Origin of the sequence: Streptomyces sp. NRRL F-5122 (assembly GCF_001507435.1) — a bacterium.
Lineage (GTDB): Bacteria > Actinomycetota > Actinomycetes > Streptomycetales > Streptomycetaceae > Streptomyces > Streptomyces lannensis.
Genome location: NZ_LMWH01000244.1, coordinates 1 through 14,858, shown reverse-complemented (window position 1 = coordinate 14,858; position 14,858 = coordinate 1). Strand labels below are relative to the sequence as shown.

Here is a 14,858-nt window from a genome sequence, read left to right as displayed (position 1 = left end):
TTCTGCGAACGGCGCGCGCGGGTGTGCTACACCATCGCACTCGGCGGGACCACCGCGCCCGCACCGTCGTTCGCCGCACGTCTGTCGGGGGTCTGTCGTGCACATCCTGCTCGTGGCCAGCGCGTTCAACAGCCTGACCCAGCGCGTCCATGCCGAACTGCGTGACCGGGGCCAGCTCGTGACGGTGGAACTCGCCCTTCCTGACGGCTCGTTGGCGGACGCCGTACGACGGCACGCGCCGCAGCTCGTCCTCGCTCCGATGCTGAGGACGGCGATCCCCCGCGAGGTGTGGGAGAGGTATCCGTGCTTCGTGGTCCATCCGGGCCCGGTGGGGGACCGGGGGCCCTCCTCCCTCGACTGGGCGATCCAGGAGGGAGCGGAGCGCTGGGGCGTGACGGTCCTGCAGGCGGTGGAGGAGATGGACGCCGGTGACGTGTGGGCGTCCGTCGCGTGTCCCCTCCCCCCGGTGCCCAAGAGCGATCTGTACCGCAACGAGATCGCCGACGCGGCACTGGCGGCCGTCCTGCTCGCCGTGGAGCGCTTCGCCTCGGGTACCCACACCCCGGTCCGGCAGGACACCTCGCGGGTCCGGCCGTACCTCGATCAGAGCGTGCGCCGGATCGACTGGCACGCCGACTCCACGGAGACCGTGGTGCGCAAGCTGCGCGCCGCCGACTCGCAGCCCGGTGTGCTCGACACGCTCCTCGGCGAGGAGTGGTACCTGCACGGAGGCCACCCCGAGGACGTCCTGCGCGGTGCACCGGGGGAACTGCTGGCCACCCGCGTCGGGGCGATCTGCCGCGCGACCACGGACGGGGCCGTGTGGATCCCCGAGCTGCGCCGACGGCGTCGTCCGGGGCAGCCGTCCACGTTCAGACGTCCCGCCGTGAGCGCCCTCGGCGACCTGCTGCCGCCCGTGCCGCGTCTGCCCGCTCTGCCGGAGCCGGGATGGCGCACCTGGACGGACATCCGCTACCGGGAGGAGGGCAGCGTCGGCTTCCTGTCGTTCTCCTTTCCCGGCGGCGCGATGAGCACCGCGCAGTGCCGGCGCCTGCTGGACGCGTACCGGGAGGCGTGTGCGCGTCCGACGTCGGTGCTTGTGCTGGGCGGGCAACGCGACTTCTTCTGCAACGGGATCCATCTCGGTGTCATCGAGGCCGCCGAGGACCCCGCGGCCGAGTCGTGGGCGAACATCAACGCCATCGACGACCTGGTCGAGGCCGTTCTGAGGACCACGGACCGGCTGGTGGTCTCCGCGCTCGCGGGCAACGCGGCCGCAGGCGGGGTGATGCTCGCCCTGGCCGCGGACGAGGTCTGGTGCCGCGGCGGCTGCGTCCTCAACCCGCACTACCGGCTGATGGGCCTGCACGGCTCGGAGTACTGGACCTACACGCTTCCCCGCCGAGTGGGTGCCGCCGCGGCGGACCGGCTCCTGCGCGAGGCACTGCCGATGAGCGCCGCCGGCGCCTGCGGACTGGGACTCGTCGACCGGGTGGTCGACTGCCGGCCGCAGGACTTCCAGGCCGAGGTGGGCCGGCTGGCGGCGCGACTTGTGTCCCTGCCGGATACCCGCACGCGTATCGCGGCGAAGAAGGCCGAGCTGGAGCGGCAGGAGAGCGTCGAACCGCTGTCCGCCTTCCGGGAACGGGAGCTCGCCGAGATGCACCGGGTCTTCCACAACCCCGCCGCCCCCTATCACGAGCTGAGGCGCGCCTTCGTCCACAAGGAGAAGGCGACGTGTACACCCCCGCACCTCGCCCGCGCGACGGGCGGCCGGACGACGGCGGAACCGTGCCGGTCCGGGAGCGCGGCCACCGGAAGGACCACGCCGTGAGCGTCAGTTCGTTCGCCCCCGAGACCGAGGCGCGCTTCACCCTCGCCCGGCAGGTCGCCGACGCCGTGCTCTTCGAGGGCTCGCCGCTCCACCCGTACCGCGCCTCCGCCGCCAGGAACGGGTTGCGCCGGCAGTTCGGCGTGCTTGTGCCACCGGCCTGGAACGCCGACGGCGACGAGTACGACTTCCAGCACACCGAATGCCTGATGGAGCCGGGAACGGGTGCCACCCTGGCGGTCGAGCTGCGCTTCCTGCGTGCCCGGCGTCCCGTTGTGCAACCGACCCGTTCCGAGGGCGGTTCGCAGACCGCGCCCGGGCGCGGACCGGGCGACGAGTCGCCGGCCGCCCCGGCCGGGGGCACCGAGGAGCGCGTCGAGGCGGTCGTGGCGGTGGACCGACTCGCCGAGGGCGACGGGATCACGATCCCCTTCGTCCGCCCCGCGGGCGAGGAGAGCGAGCCGATCCAGGACGAGGACGGCGGCGTCGTCGGTCACCGGACCTTCCGGCACGAGGAGATCGGCGGGGTGCTGCGGCTCGCGGCACGCCGCATCGAGGGGCCCTACCGGCTGATGCGGCTGACCGCGGTCGTCGAGAACACCAGCGCCTGGACCCCCGAGGAGAACGGCAACACCGACCGCGACGCGGCTCTGCGGCACTCCTTGGTGGCGACCCACCTGCTCATCGGGCTCAGCGCCGGGTCGTTCCTGTCGATGACCGAACCGCCCGAGTGGGCGCGAGGCGTGAGCGCGGCCTGCCGCAATCTGCACACCTGGCCCGTGCTCGCCGGTGAACCCGGCCGCGCGGACGTGATGCTGTCCTCCCCGGTCATTCTCGGGGACCACCCGGTGGTGGATCCGCACACCCGCCATACGGCGCTCGAGGCCACCGACCTCGACGCGGTCCTCGCCCCGGCCGACTCCGCGCCCCCCGAATGGCGGGAGCCGGGAGAGGCGACCGGCTCCGGCCCCGCCCCGGCACCCGACCGGGTTGTGGTCAACGGCCGGCACGTGGTGGCCGGGTGCAGGGTGCTGCTGAACCCGGGCCTGCGGCGCACCGACGCCCAGGACTTCTTCCTGCGGGGCCGCACCGCCACCGTCGAGGCCGTGCTGAACGACGTCGACGGCTCGGTGCACCTGGCGGTGACGGTCGAGGACGACCCCGGTGCCGAGATCCGCAGGGAACAGGGGGTCTTCCTCTACTTCCGGCCCGACGAGGTCACACCACTGGAGGACGACGCATGAGCGTTTCCCCGCACAAGGTTCCGGTCCTCGTCGCCGGTATCGGCAACATCTTCCTCGGGGACGACGGCTTCGGCGTGGAGACCGTGCGCGCACTGAAGGAGCGCGACCTGCCCGAGGGCGTCGAGCTCCTGGACATCGGGGTGCGTGGGGTGCACCTCGCCTACCAGCTCCTCGACGGCTACGACACCCTGATCCTGGTGGACGCCACCCGGCGCGGCGGGGAGCCCGGCACGGTGTACGTCATCGAGCACGACGTCGCGGAGACGGACGCTGCGCAGCCCATGCCGCTCGACGGCCACCGGATGACGCCCGACGCCGTACTCGGCCTGCTCGGCACGCTCTGCGCCGGCACCGGTGCCCGCCCGCCACGGCGCACGCTGGTGGTGGGGTGCGAACCCGCCGTTGTGGAGGAGCGCATCGGCCTGAGCCCTTCGGTGTCCGGGGCGGTGCCGGAGGCCGTCCGGGTCATCGAAGAACTGCTGCGCTCCGAAGAGCCCAGGCCGCGCCACGCGCCCGCGCCGGGGGCCCTGGAGGGATGAGATGACCCGGCGTACGGCCGGGCGTCGCGGTTGCGGCGAACGGCGTACGCGGCCGGGCGGCCACGGCGTGCCGGTCCGGCGGACCGTGGTGCCTCGCCTCTAATGGAGCCCGGCGGGCCGCGCACGCACGCCTCGCCCCACACGGCGGGAGCCCGGGTTCGCCGGGACGGAGAGCCATGCACGAGATGTCCATCGCGATGGCGGTGATCGGCCAGGTGGAAGAGGCGGCCGAGCGGGCCGGGGACGTCACGGCGGTGCGCTCGGTGCGGCTCCAGGTCGGCGAGCTGGCCGGTGTCGTACCCGATGCCCTGTCCTTCTGCTTCGAACTCGCCTGTGCCGGGACGGTGCTGGAGGGCGCCGAGCTGGTGACCGACACCGTGCCCGGACGGGCCCGGTGCACTCCGTGCGCGCACGAATGGGCGGTCGGTATGCCGCCCTTGCTGAGTTGCCCCCTGTGCGACGGCGGAGCCACCGATCTGTTGTCGGGCCGTGAACTGCAGATCGTCGGCGTGCAGTGGGAGGACGGCCGCACGCCCGTTCCCGCCGCCCAACCGATCCCAGAGGAGCGCTGAACCATGTGCCGTGTGGTGGACCTGAAGCAGGCCGTGCTCGCCAAGAACGACCGGGCCGCGGACACCCTGCGGGCCGGCCTGGCCGCCCGCGGCACGACCGTCGTCAATCTGCTGTCGAGCCCCGGGAGCGGCAAGACCGCCCTCCTGGAACGGGAACTGGGTCTGGCGCGGGAACGCTCCGTGCCGGTCGCGGCGCTCACCGCCGACCTCGCCACCGAGAACGACGCGGCGCGGCTGGCGCGTTCGGGCGTCCCGGTCAAGCAGATCCTCACCGACGGGCTGTGCCATCTGGAGGCGGGCATGCTGGCCCGGCATCTGGAGGGGTGGCTGCCGGACGCGGCCCGCCTTCTGTTCGTGGAGAACGTGGGCAACCTCGTCTGCCCGGCCTCGTACGACCTGGGGGAGACCCTGCGGGTCGTGCTCGCCTCCGTGACCGAGGGCGAGGACAAGCCGCTCAAGTACCCGACGGCCTTCGGCCTCGCCCACCTGGTGGTGGTGACGAAGACCGATATCGCCGAGGCCGTCGAGTTCGACGAGCCGGAGTTCCGGGCGAACGTCGAGCGGGTCAACCCCGGCGTGGAGGTGGTGCTCACCTCGGCCCGTCGCGGCCTGGGGCTCGGGACACTGCTCGACCGCGCGCTGGCCGCCGCGGACGGCGCTCCCGTGCACACGCCCGTCATGGCCCGTGAGCCACACGGCCACGACCACGGTCACACCCACGACCACGCCGACGGCGCCGGCGTCCTGACGCAGCCCCACTCGTGAGCGGTGTGCCGCCGACGGCCGTCGGCGTCCGCGTGCCGCAGCGCCGGCGGGTCACCGTGCGGGGCGTGGTCCAGGGCGTCGGCTTCCGGCCGTACGTCTACTCCCTCGCCACCGCGCTCCAGCTGTCCGGGCATGTGACCAACACGCCCGAGGGCGTCGTCGCGGAGGTCGAGGGCCCGTCGGAGGCGGTCGCCCGGTTCTGCGAACGCATCGCCGTGGACGTACCGCCCCTGGCCCGCGTGGACGCCGTGGAGCACGAGGAGATGCCCGTCGTCGGCGGCGACACCGGGTTCGCCATCCTGGCGTCCCGCACGGGCGGACCCGGGGGCACCCTGATCCCGCCGGACACCGCCACCTGCGCCGCGTGCCTGAGTGAATTGGCCGACCCCGCCGACCGTCGCCACCGTCACCCCTTCGTCAACTGCACCCACTGCGGCCCGCGGTTCACGATCGTCACCGGCCTGCCCTACGACCGGGCGCACACCACCATGGCCGGTTTCCCGATGTGCGCCGACTGTTCCCGCGAGTACGCCGATCCGGCGGACCGCCGTTTCCACGCCCAACCGGTGGCCTGCCCCGCGTGCGGGCCGCGGCTGCGGCTGCTGGTCCCCCCGCCGCAGGGCGACGAGCCACCGCTGCCGTCCGCGGAGACGGACCCCGTCGCGGGGGCACGCGCGCTCCTGGCGAGCGGCGCGGTCCTCGCGGTCAAGGGCCTGGGCGGCTACCACCTGGCGTGCGACGCCACCGACCCCGCCGCGGTCGCCCGGCTGCGCCACCGCAAGGCCCGGGGGGACAAGCCGTTCGCGCTCATGGCCGGGAGCCCCGACGACATCGAGCACGTCGTACGGATCGGCCCCGAGGAGCGCGACCTGCTCACCGGCGGAACCCGCCCCATCGTGCTGCTGCGCCGCCGCACGGACCCGCCGTTCCCGGCACAGGGGCCCCACCCGGTCGAAGGGGTGGCTCCCGGCAGCCCCGACCTCGGTGTCATGCTGCCCTACACCCCGTTGCACCAACTGCTGTTCGGGCTGCCCGGCGACCCCACGGGTCCCCGGCTGCTCGTCATGACCAGCGGCAACGTGTCCGGCGAGCCCATCGTCACCGACGACGGCGAGGCACTGACACGGCTGGCGCATCTGGCCGACGCCTGGCTCACCCACGACCGGCCGATCCAGGTGCCCTGCGACGACTCCGTGGTGCGCGTGTGCGACGGGCGGCCGCTGGTCGTACGCCGCGCCCGGGGGTATGCGCCCTTGCCGGTCGCCCTTCCGGTGCCCGTGCGCCCCGCCCTCGCCGTCGGGGGAGACCTCAAGAACGTCTTCTGCCTCGGCGAGGGCCGACGGGCCTGGCTGTCCTCCCACATCGGTGACATGGACGACCTCGCCACCCAGCGGGCCTTCGAAGGCGCCGTGGCCCACCTGGAGTCGATCACCCCGGTGCGGCCCCGGCTGCTGGCGGCGGACCGGCATCCCGCCTACCGCTCTGCCCGGTGGGCCGCCCGCAACGCGGCGGGCCGGCCCCTCGTCCGTGTCCAGCACCATCACGCGCACATCGCCGCGGCCATGGCCGAGAACGGTCTCGACGGCGGCCGCCCGGTGATCGGGGTCGCCTTCGACGGCACGGGCTACGGCGACGACGGGGCGGTGTGGGGCGGGGAGTTCCTGCTCGCCGACTACGACGGATTCACCCGGTTCGGGCACCTGGCCTACGTGCCGCTGCCCGGCGGCGACGCCGCGGTGCACCGGCCCTACCGGATGGCGCTCGCCCATCTGCGCACGGCCCGGATCGACTGGTCGTCCGAACTGGCCTGCGTGGCCGCGTGTCCACCGGGCGAACTGCGCGTTCTCGAACGGCAGCTGGAGCGCGACCTCAACTGCGTCCCCACCTCGAGCATGGGCCGCCTCTTCGACGCGGTGTCGTCCCTGGCGGGCGTGTGCCATCGGGCGGGGTACGAGGCCCAGGCCGCCGTGGAGCTGGAGGCGGCGGCGCTGCGCGCACCGGACGGGGACCGCACGGCCTACCCGTTCGCCCTTCGCCCACCGGCGGCGGACGGTGGCCCGGTGCTCGCAGACCCGGCTCCCCTGCTGGCCGCGATCGCGGCGGACCTGCGCTCCGGCGTGGGCCCCGCTCCGGTCGCCGCCCGCTTCCACCGGGCCGTCACCGGCCTCGTGCACCAGCTGTGCGTCCTGGCGCGCGAGCGACACGGTGTGGACACCGTCGCCCTGACCGGCGGTGTGTTCCTCAACTCCCTGCTCTCCTCGGCCTGCGCCGAGGTCCTGCACGAGGACGGCTTCACGGTGCTGCGCCACCACCAGGTCCCACCGGGCGACGGCGGACTGGCCCTCGGCCAGCTCGTGGTGGCCGCACGCGCCGCGACGGGATCCGACTGACCGACCGCCCCGGCAGTGCCGGGCTACGCCACCACCATCAGCGAGGAGAGGCCCATGTGCCTTGCGGTACCCGGCAGAGTGCTGGACATCCAGGAACGCGACGGCACACGGATGGCCAGCGTCGACTTCGGCGGCGTGGTCAAGGAGGTGTGCCTGGAGTACCTGCCCGACCTGCAGGTCGGCGAGTACGCCATCGTCCATGTCGGCTTCGCCCTGCAGCGCCTCGACGAGGAGTCGGCCAAGCAGACGCTCGAACTGTTCGAGACTCTCGGCATGCTGCAGGAGGAGTTCGGCGATCCCTGGGACATGGCCGCGGAGGCGGCGGGAACGCCTCCGCCCTCGCACGAGGAGGCGCGGAAGTGAAGTACATCGACGAATTCCAGGACCCGGAACTGGCCCGACGACTGCTCGACGAGATCCATGCCACGGTGACCAGACCCTGGGCGCTGATGGAGGTCTGCGGCGGGCAGACGCACTCCATCATCCGCCACGGCATCGACCAACTGCTCCCTGAGCAGGTCGAGTTGATCCATGGGCCGGGCTGCCCGGTGTGCGTGACCCCGCTGGAGGTCATCGACAAGGCGCTGGAGATCGCCTCCCGGCCCGGCGTGATCTTCTGCTCGTTCGGGGACATGCTCCGTGTACCCGGCACCGGACGGGACCTGTTCCAGGTCCGGGGCGAGGGCGGTGACGTACGCGTCGTCTACTCGCCGCTCGACGCGCTGAGGATCGCGCAGCAGAACCCGGACCGGCAGGTGGTGTTTTTCGGCATCGGCTTCGAGACGACGGCGCCGCCCAATGCGATGACGGTGTACCAGGCACGCAAGCTCGGCATCCCGAACTTCAGCCTGCTGGTCTCCCATGTGCGGGTGCCCCCCGCGATCGAGGCGATCATGCGGTCCCCCAGCTGCCGGGTACAGGGGTTCCTCGCGGCAGGCCACGTGTGCAGCGTGATGGGCGTGGACGAGTACCCGGAGCTGGCGGAGCGTTACCGCGTCCCGATCGTCGTCACCGGTTTCGAGCCCCTGGACATCCTCGAAGGCGTACGCCGCACCGTGGCCCAGCTGGAGCGCGGCGAGCACACCGTCGCCAACGCCTATCCGCGCGCCGTGCGGCCCGAGGGGAATCCGGCCGCCAAGGCCATGCTGGCGGACGTCTTCGAAGTCACCGACCGCTCCTGGCGGGGCATCGGCGTGATCCCGGCGAGCGGTTGGCGCCTGTCCGCCGAGTACCGCGACTTCGACGCCGAGTTCCGCTTCTCGGTCGAGGACATCAGGACCCGTGAACCGGACGCGTGTCGCAGCGGCGAGGTCCTCCAGGGCCTGATCAAGCCGCACGAGTGCGAGGCGTTCGGCACCCTGTGCACACCCCGCACCCCGCTCGGAGCCACCATGGTCTCCAGCGAGGGCGCCTGCGCCGCGTACTACCTCTACCGGCGCCTGGACCTCACCCCAGCGCCCCGGGAGGCGACCTCCGTTGTCTGACACGATCGACCTGACCACATCGTCCGTGGACCCGGCGGCCTGGACCTGCCCGGCTCCGCTGCGCGACCAGTCCCGCATCGTGATGGGCCACGGCGGGGGCGGGACGCTCTCCGCCGAGCTCGTTCGGCATGTCTTCGCGCCCGCCTTCGGCGGGGATGCGCTCGCCCAGCTCGGTGACTCCGCAGCCCTGTCGCTCGGCGGTGTCCGGCTGGCGTTCTCCACCGACTCCTTCGTCGTGCGACCGCTGTTCTTCCCCGGCGGCAGCATCGGCGATCTCGCCGTGAACGGCACCGTCAACGACCTCGCCATGAGCGGTGCCCGCGCGTCCTACCTCTCCTGCGGGTTCATTCTGGAGGAGGGCGTCGAGATGGAACGCGTCGCCCGGGTCGCCGACGCGCTCGGCAGGGCCGCGCGGGTGGCCGGGGTCGAGGTGGCGACGGGCGACACGAAGGTGGTGGAGGCGGGCCACGGCGACGGGATCTTCATCAACACGGCCGGTGTCGGCCTCATCCCCGACGGAGTGGACCTGCGCCCGCAGCGGGTGGTCCCGGGGGACGTGGTGATCGTCAGCGGTCCGATCGGCGTGCACGGTGTGGCCATCCTGAGCGTTCGCGAGGGCCTGGAGTTCGGGGTGGAGATCGAGAGTGACTGCGCGGCCCTCGGCGGACTGGTGGAGGCCATGCTCGCCGTCACCCCGGACCTGCACGTGCTGCGCGACCCCACCCGGGGCGGCCTGGCGGCGGCACTGAACGAGATCGCCACGGCCTCGGGCACGGGGGTGGTCGTCACGGAACGCGAGATCCCGGTCCCGCAGGCGGTGGCCGGTGCCTGCGCCGTGCTGGGCCTGGACCCCATGTACGTGGCCAACGAGGGCAAACTGGTGGCGTTCGTCCCGCGCGAGCACGCCGACGCCGTCCTGGAGGCCATGCGCGCCCATCCCCTGGGCCTGGAGTCCAGGATCATCGGCGAGGCGGTGGCGGTTCATCCGGGCATGGTGGTGGCCCGCACCGGCCTCGGCGGTACGCGGGTGGTGGACATGCCGATCGGGGAGCAGTTGCCGAGGATCTGCTGATCGGTGTCGGCCGGGGGCCCGTAACTCCCCGCGTCCTCCGCGGCGGACGCCATCGCGTATGAGACCGGCCGTCCTCAGCGGAATCGTGGTCCGTCCGCGCGCCGAGGCCGCCCGACCCGAGGCCTCCCCTGCCGCCCGGCGCAGGCGGCGGGGGAGGGCCGGATGAGTACCGGCCCTGACACCTTCGACGCCTGCGACCGGCGCGAGCGGATCGGCGCTCGATCCATGGCCGCAATGGCCCGATCACGGCTCACGGCTCGTCGTCGACCTCACTCGGCTCCGGTGAAGCGGGCGAGGTGAGGACGAGGTTCGCGGTGCGCAGGCGAAGCCGGAACCCGTGGGACTCGTACAGGCGGACGGCGTTCACATTCGACGACAGCACATGGAGAAACGGAGTCTCGCCGCGTTCCCGGATGCCGGCTGCGACGGCCAGGAGAAGACGTGTACCGAGCCCCCGCCCTCGCCATCCCGCATCGGTGCAGACCCCGCTGATTTCGGTCCAACCCGGCACGTGCAGCCGTTCGCCGGCCATGGCCACCAGTCGACCGTCGCGCCGGATTCCCAGATAGGTACCCATCTCGATCGTCCGTGCCAGAAACGGGCCCGGCTCGGTGCGTCGGGCCAGAGCGAGCATCTCAGGAACGTCCGCCTGACGAAGGCGGACCGCCTCCTCGTCCGGTGCGGCGGCGATTCCGTCGTCGACGAACTGCAGCAGGGGGACGAGCGCCTTGACCTCCCAGCCGTCCGGCGGCTGCACGGCTGGGCCGCTCAGCACGACCCGCGCGCCGGGGCCGGAGAGCGCCGCCAGGTCCGTCCAGTCGGCCTCATCGGGGCGGTCGGGCAGCGCCGTGAACGGTGACATGTCGGCCGGGTAGCGCAGTGCGTTGCCGCGCCGCTGCGCGAAGTGGGCGTGCGGCCCGCTCAGCGCCGAGTGGATCGAATTGTCCAACGGATGCGAAGGCACTACTTCGGCGTCCTCACGTGTGACAACAGGTATGGATCGCGCCCCGGCGGTCGTCTCCGCGCGCAGATGACGGGGCTGTGCGCCGACCGCGCTCAACGACCTGCATCGGTGCTGCCGTCACGTTCGTCGGCCTGGCGCGTACTCGGGATCGCGATCGGTTCGAGAAGCCGCCGCGGCCCGGTGAGCATGGCGGACACGGGATCGAGCGGGGAGTTCCCCGCCTGGTACCCGGGGCCCGGTTCGATGCGGATCTCCGGGACCGGTGCGGCTGCCCCGCATTCCTCGCAGCGTCCGTCGTGGTCGAGCAGGCCCCCGTCCCGGTCGTGGCGCAGGTCGCGCTTCGCCCCGGCCGGGGAGTAGAACGCGTCCCCCCAGGCCATCATGGCGCGCACGATCGGCCACAGCGCGGTGCCCTTGTCGGTCAGCAGGTACTCGACGGTTCCCGCTCCGTCGTCGTCCCGGGTCAGTACGCCCTCCCGGACGAGGAGCTTCAGCCGGTTGGTCAGGACGGCACGAGGGATCCCGAGCTGGGTGGCGAGGTCCCCGAACCGGCGGACCCCGTAGAACGCGTCACGGACGATGAGGAGTGTCCATCGCTCTCCGATGACCTCCAATGTCCGCGCAAGCGAGCAGTTGCGGTCCGGATAGGTGCTGGGGAGGGTCATGCTCCGAAGTTTACCTCGTGCAGTTCACTCACTGAACTGACGGTGTTAGGCTGGCGCAGTTCACTGACTGAACCGGTATCCCTGGGGTCGTGGGATCCATGCGGACGCCTCCGCGTTCAGCGCACACGCCGACGGCTGCTGCTTCGGCGTTTCACGCTGGATCACCTGCCGTGCCCCGGGATCCGACGGGCTCGACATTCGGCTCCGGCGTGCACCGCGGATCCGGGCACACAAGCACCGAATCGATCGACGAGGAGAAGTCCCATGTCGTCCGTGCTCATCACCGGCGCGTCCAGAGGAATCGGCCGGGCCATCGCCGTCGAACTGGCACATCGTGGTCACCGGGTGATCGCCACCGCTCGCCGGCCGGAAGCTCTGGCGGATCTCCCCGTGGACCAGCGTCTGCCCCTCGACGTGACCGATCAGGGCAGCGTCGACCAGGCCATCAAGGACGCCGGCGAGATCGACGTGTTGATCAGCAACGCCGGTGCGACGGTGCGCGCGCCGCTGGAGAGCGTTCCCCTCGCGGAGGTCGAACGGCTCTACCAGCTCAACACCTTGGGCGCGCTGCGAGTGGCGCAGGGTGTGCTGCCGGCGATGCGGGAACGAGGATCCGGCCGCCTCGTTTTCGTCTCCAGCATCCAAGGGCGACTGGTGCTGCCGATGATCGGCCCGTACGGCGCCAGCAAGTGGGCGCTGGAGGCGATCGCCGAGACGCTCGCCATCGAGACGGGCCACTTCGGCGTCAAGGTGAGCATCGTGCAGCCCGGCGCGGTGTCCACGAACGGCGCCGAGCAGGCTCGGACGTTCGTCGAGGAGGACAGCCCCTACGCCCCGCTGTATCGGCAACTCGCGGCTCTGCGCGGCGAGGTCATCACCTCCGAGGAGGTGGCCGCGGTCGTGGCCGACACGGTCGAACGGCCCGAGCCTCCCCTGCGTGTGCCCGCCGGAATGCCCGCCGAGCGTTCCCTGAAGGCGCGCAAGGCGGCGCCCGAGAGCGAGCCGTTCAGGTTGGCCGGGATCGATTGGTAGCGACCGGTCGAGGCCGGGTGCCTCCGGTTCCAGGGGGACATCTCACCGGAGGCACCCGGCCGCACGTCGGCGCCACCACGGTTCTCGACGGGGGATGCGCGGTGGCGAGTACGGGACGACGTGAGAGGTACCGGTCCGCACGTACTGTGCTGTCTCGACGACCGCTTTCATGTGTCGTCGTGCGGCCGGGGCCGGCTCGCGGCGAGCGGGCCGTCGGCTCACTCGAGCGGCAAGGTGCGGGCCGCTGTGCGGCTCCCCGCGCTGCCGTGGTCGGTGGCCCATGCGGACAGCACTGTAAGGGCCTCGTCGGAGGGTGAGCCGGGGTCGGCGAGGAACGTGAGCAGGGTCAGGTCCGGGTCGCCGGGGAAGGCCAGTGTTTCGGTGTGGAGGGTGAGACGACCCACCACCGGGTGGTGGAGCTGCTTGGTGTGATGGCTGAACTGCATCACCTTCTGTGCGGCCCACCAGCGGCGGAAGCGATCGCTCTTCATGGACAGCTCGCCCACCAGCTCGGCGGTGCGGGTGTCGTCGGGATGGCGGGCCGCATCCATGCGCAGCGTCCCCACGAACTCGGAGGCGACCTTCTCCCAGCCGTCGGCGAAGAGTGATCGCGCCGCCTCGTCGAGGACCATCCAGCGAGCGGCGTTGCGGTTCCGGACGGGCATCGCGTCGAAGTCGTGGAGCAGGGCACGGGCCATCCGGTTGGTCACCAGGATGTCGGTGCGACGTCCCAGCACGAGGGCCGGGGTGCCCTCGAGCCGAGCCAGGAGCGCGTGGACCCCGGGACGCACCTTCTGCACGGCACGGTGACCACGGTGGCGCCCACCGGAACGCGGGCGCGCCACCGCGTTGAGGTAGCTGCGTTCCGCCGGGTCGAGTTGCAGGGCGTTCGCCAGGGCGTCGAGGACGGAGTCCGAGGGACTGATGGGCCTGCCCTGCTCGAGACGCGTGTAGTAGTCCACACTCACGCCGGCCAGCGCGGCCAGTTCCTCCCGGCGCAGCCCGGGGACCCGTCGCGGCGCCACGTCGTGCAGGCCGAGCTCCTCCGGATCCATCGCCGCGCGCCGGGCGCGCAGGAATTCGCCGAGCCCCTCGTTCCGCTCCATGTCCCCATGGTCCCTCCCGCCGATGCGCATGTGGCGGCGAAGGTGGCCCTCCGGATCCCAGGAAGGGGCGGGCCGGTTCCATGGCCGTCTTGGATGTCCGCCGGCGGTTTGCTGGGATGCGGGACGCCCACCTCGCGCTCCCGCATCCCACTTCGCCGTGCGCACCGCACGGCCCTCCACAAGGAGATCCCCTCATGACTTCGACCTGGCTCATCACCGGTGCGACCTCGGGCTTCGGTCGCCTGGTCGCCGAGCGTGCGCTCGCCGCCGGAGCACACGTGATCGCCGTCGGCCGCCGCCGCGACCGGCTCGCCGAGCTGGCGGACAGTGCCACCGAGGGGCACGTCACCGAGCTGCCGCTGGACATCATCGCGCCCGACGCGGAACAGGTCCTGGCCGACGCGGTGCGGGCGGCGGGCGGGCTGGACGTCCTGGTGAACAATGCCGGCTACGGGTTGTTCGGCCCGGTGGAACAGATCGACGCGGACAAGGCGCGCGCGATCTTCGAGACCAACGTGCTGGCCAACCTCGCCGTCCTGCGCGCCACGCTCCCGGCGCTGCGCGCATCCCGCGGCCGGATCGTCCAGATCTCCTCGCTCAACGGCCAGTTCGCGTGGGCCTCATCGGGTCTGTACTCGGCCTCCAAGGCCGCCGTGGAACTGGCCGGCGAAGCACTCGCGCACGAACTCGCCCCCACGGGCGCGAAGGTGACGATCGTCGAACCCGGCGTCTTCGCCACCGAGTTCGCCGCTCGTGTTGATGTCGTCGCCCCGCACGACGTGTACGCACCGACCGTGGGGAAGTTCCTCGAGGACTTCTCGGCGCTGCCTCCCTCGGCGTTCGGCAACGCCGAGTCCGTGGCGGACGCGATCATGGCGGTCGTGGCGCTGGAGGAGCCGCCCCTGCGCCTGGCCGTCGGCGCAGACGCCGTCGAGGGCATCCGGGAGTCGCTGCGCTCCCGCCTCGCCGAGCTCGACCGCTGGGAGTCCTTCGCGTCCGCCCCGCTCGATCGGGCCGTCTGACCGGGCAGCCCTCGTGTTCATGACCGTAAACTGGTCGGTTTCCGATCGGGCGGTATGGAGTTAGCCTCGGCGTATGACTCCCAATGAAGATGTCAAGCCGCCTCAGCCAGGGGTGGTGTGAGTTGGTAGCACCGTCCGTCACGCAGCAGCGCCCACAGGACATTGACCCGCC

General features: G+C 72.0%; 14 protein-coding genes. 11 read left to right on the top strand and 3 right to left on the bottom strand.

Annotated features, from left to right (window positions below):
• The first annotated feature begins 97 nt into the window (after window positions 1-97).
• The 9 genes from ADL25_RS29170 to hypE all read left to right on the top strand — a co-directional run bounded on the left by ADL25_RS29170 (window position 98) and on the right by hypE (window position 9,897).
• Window positions 98-1,834 (top strand): hydrogenase maturation protein, encoded by a 1,737-nt coding sequence (locus ADL25_RS29170; RefSeq protein ID WP_059130848.1) that lies wholly within the window; start codon window positions 98-100, stop codon window positions 1,832-1,834.
• On the top strand, window positions 1,831-3,075 hold the full coding sequence (locus tag ADL25_RS29165; protein WP_059130894.1) for a hypothetical protein: 1,245 nt from the start codon (window positions 1,831-1,833) through the stop codon (window positions 3,073-3,075). The genes ADL25_RS29170 and ADL25_RS29165 overlap by 4 nt, the downstream gene beginning before the upstream one ends.
• Window positions 3,072-3,614 carry a hydrogenase maturation protease gene (locus ADL25_RS29160; protein WP_059130847.1) on the top strand — a complete coding sequence of 181 codons (543 nt, stop codon included), beginning with the start codon at window positions 3,072-3,074 and terminating at the stop codon, window positions 3,612-3,614. The genes ADL25_RS29165 and ADL25_RS29160 overlap by 4 nt, the downstream gene beginning before the upstream one ends.
• Before the next feature lie 176 nt (window positions 3,615-3,790).
• Window positions 3,791-4,186 (top strand): hydrogenase maturation nickel metallochaperone HypA, encoded by a 396-nt coding sequence (locus tag ADL25_RS29155; RefSeq protein ID WP_059130846.1) that lies wholly within the window; start codon window positions 3,791-3,793, stop codon window positions 4,184-4,186.
• A gap of 3 nt (window positions 4,187-4,189) precedes the next feature.
• Window positions 4,190-4,951 carry a hydrogenase nickel incorporation protein HypB gene (gene hypB, locus ADL25_RS29150; protein WP_059130845.1) on the top strand — a complete coding sequence of 254 codons (762 nt, stop codon included), beginning with the start codon at window positions 4,190-4,192 and terminating at the stop codon, window positions 4,949-4,951.
• Window positions 4,948-7,341: a carbamoyltransferase HypF gene (gene hypF / locus ADL25_RS29145; protein ID WP_059130844.1), complete on the top strand. Its 2,394-nt coding sequence runs from the start codon at window positions 4,948-4,950 to the stop codon at window positions 7,339-7,341. The genes hypB and hypF overlap by 4 nt, the downstream gene beginning before the upstream one ends.
• 54 nt (window positions 7,342-7,395) lie before the next feature.
• Window positions 7,396-7,704 carry a HypC/HybG/HupF family hydrogenase formation chaperone gene (locus ADL25_RS29140; protein ID WP_079050640.1) on the top strand — a complete coding sequence of 103 codons (309 nt, stop codon included), beginning with the start codon at window positions 7,396-7,398 and terminating at the stop codon, window positions 7,702-7,704.
• Complete coding sequence (gene hypD, locus ADL25_RS29135; RefSeq protein WP_059130842.1) at window positions 7,701-8,825, top strand: hydrogenase formation protein HypD; 1,125 nt, start codon at window positions 7,701-7,703, stop codon at window positions 8,823-8,825. Before ADL25_RS29140 ends, hypD begins: the two co-directional genes overlap by 4 nt.
• Window positions 8,818-9,897, top strand: a complete 1,080-nt coding sequence (hypE, locus tag ADL25_RS29130; RefSeq protein ID WP_059130841.1) for a hydrogenase expression/formation protein HypE — start codon at window positions 8,818-8,820, stop codon at window positions 9,895-9,897. Before hypD ends, hypE begins: the two co-directional genes overlap by 8 nt.
• Window positions 9,898-10,147: 250 nt before the next feature.
• On the opposite strand, the gene ADL25_RS29125 is transcribed toward hypE, so the two are convergent.
• Window positions 10,148-10,846, bottom strand: a complete 699-nt coding sequence (locus ADL25_RS29125) for a GNAT family N-acetyltransferase (protein ID WP_319115178.1) — start codon at window positions 10,844-10,846, stop codon at window positions 10,148-10,150.
• Between the two features lie 107 nt (window positions 10,847-10,953).
• Window positions 10,954-11,526: a winged helix-turn-helix transcriptional regulator gene (locus ADL25_RS29120; protein WP_059130840.1), complete on the bottom strand. Its 573-nt coding sequence runs from the start codon at window positions 11,524-11,526 to the stop codon at window positions 10,954-10,956.
• A 264-nt stretch (window positions 11,527-11,790) separates the two neighbouring features.
• On the opposite strand from ADL25_RS29120, the gene ADL25_RS29115 reads away from it, so the two are divergent.
• Entirely contained in the window at window positions 11,791-12,558 is a 768-nt protein-coding gene (locus ADL25_RS29115) for an SDR family oxidoreductase (protein ID WP_059130839.1), read from the top strand.
• A 218-nt stretch (window positions 12,559-12,776) separates the two neighbouring features.
• Here the strand turns inward: ADL25_RS29115 and ADL25_RS29110 are convergent, their stop codons facing one another.
• On the bottom strand, window positions 12,777-13,664 hold the full coding sequence (locus tag ADL25_RS29110; protein ID WP_059130838.1) for a helix-turn-helix transcriptional regulator: 888 nt from the start codon (window positions 13,662-13,664) through the stop codon (window positions 12,777-12,779).
• A 194-nt stretch (window positions 13,665-13,858) separates the two neighbouring features.
• On the opposite strand from ADL25_RS29110, the gene ADL25_RS29105 reads away from it, so the two are divergent.
• Complete coding sequence (locus ADL25_RS29105) at window positions 13,859-14,686, top strand: SDR family oxidoreductase (protein WP_059130837.1); 828 nt, start codon at window positions 13,859-13,861, stop codon at window positions 14,684-14,686.
• Window positions 14,687-14,858: the final 172 nt, after the last annotated feature.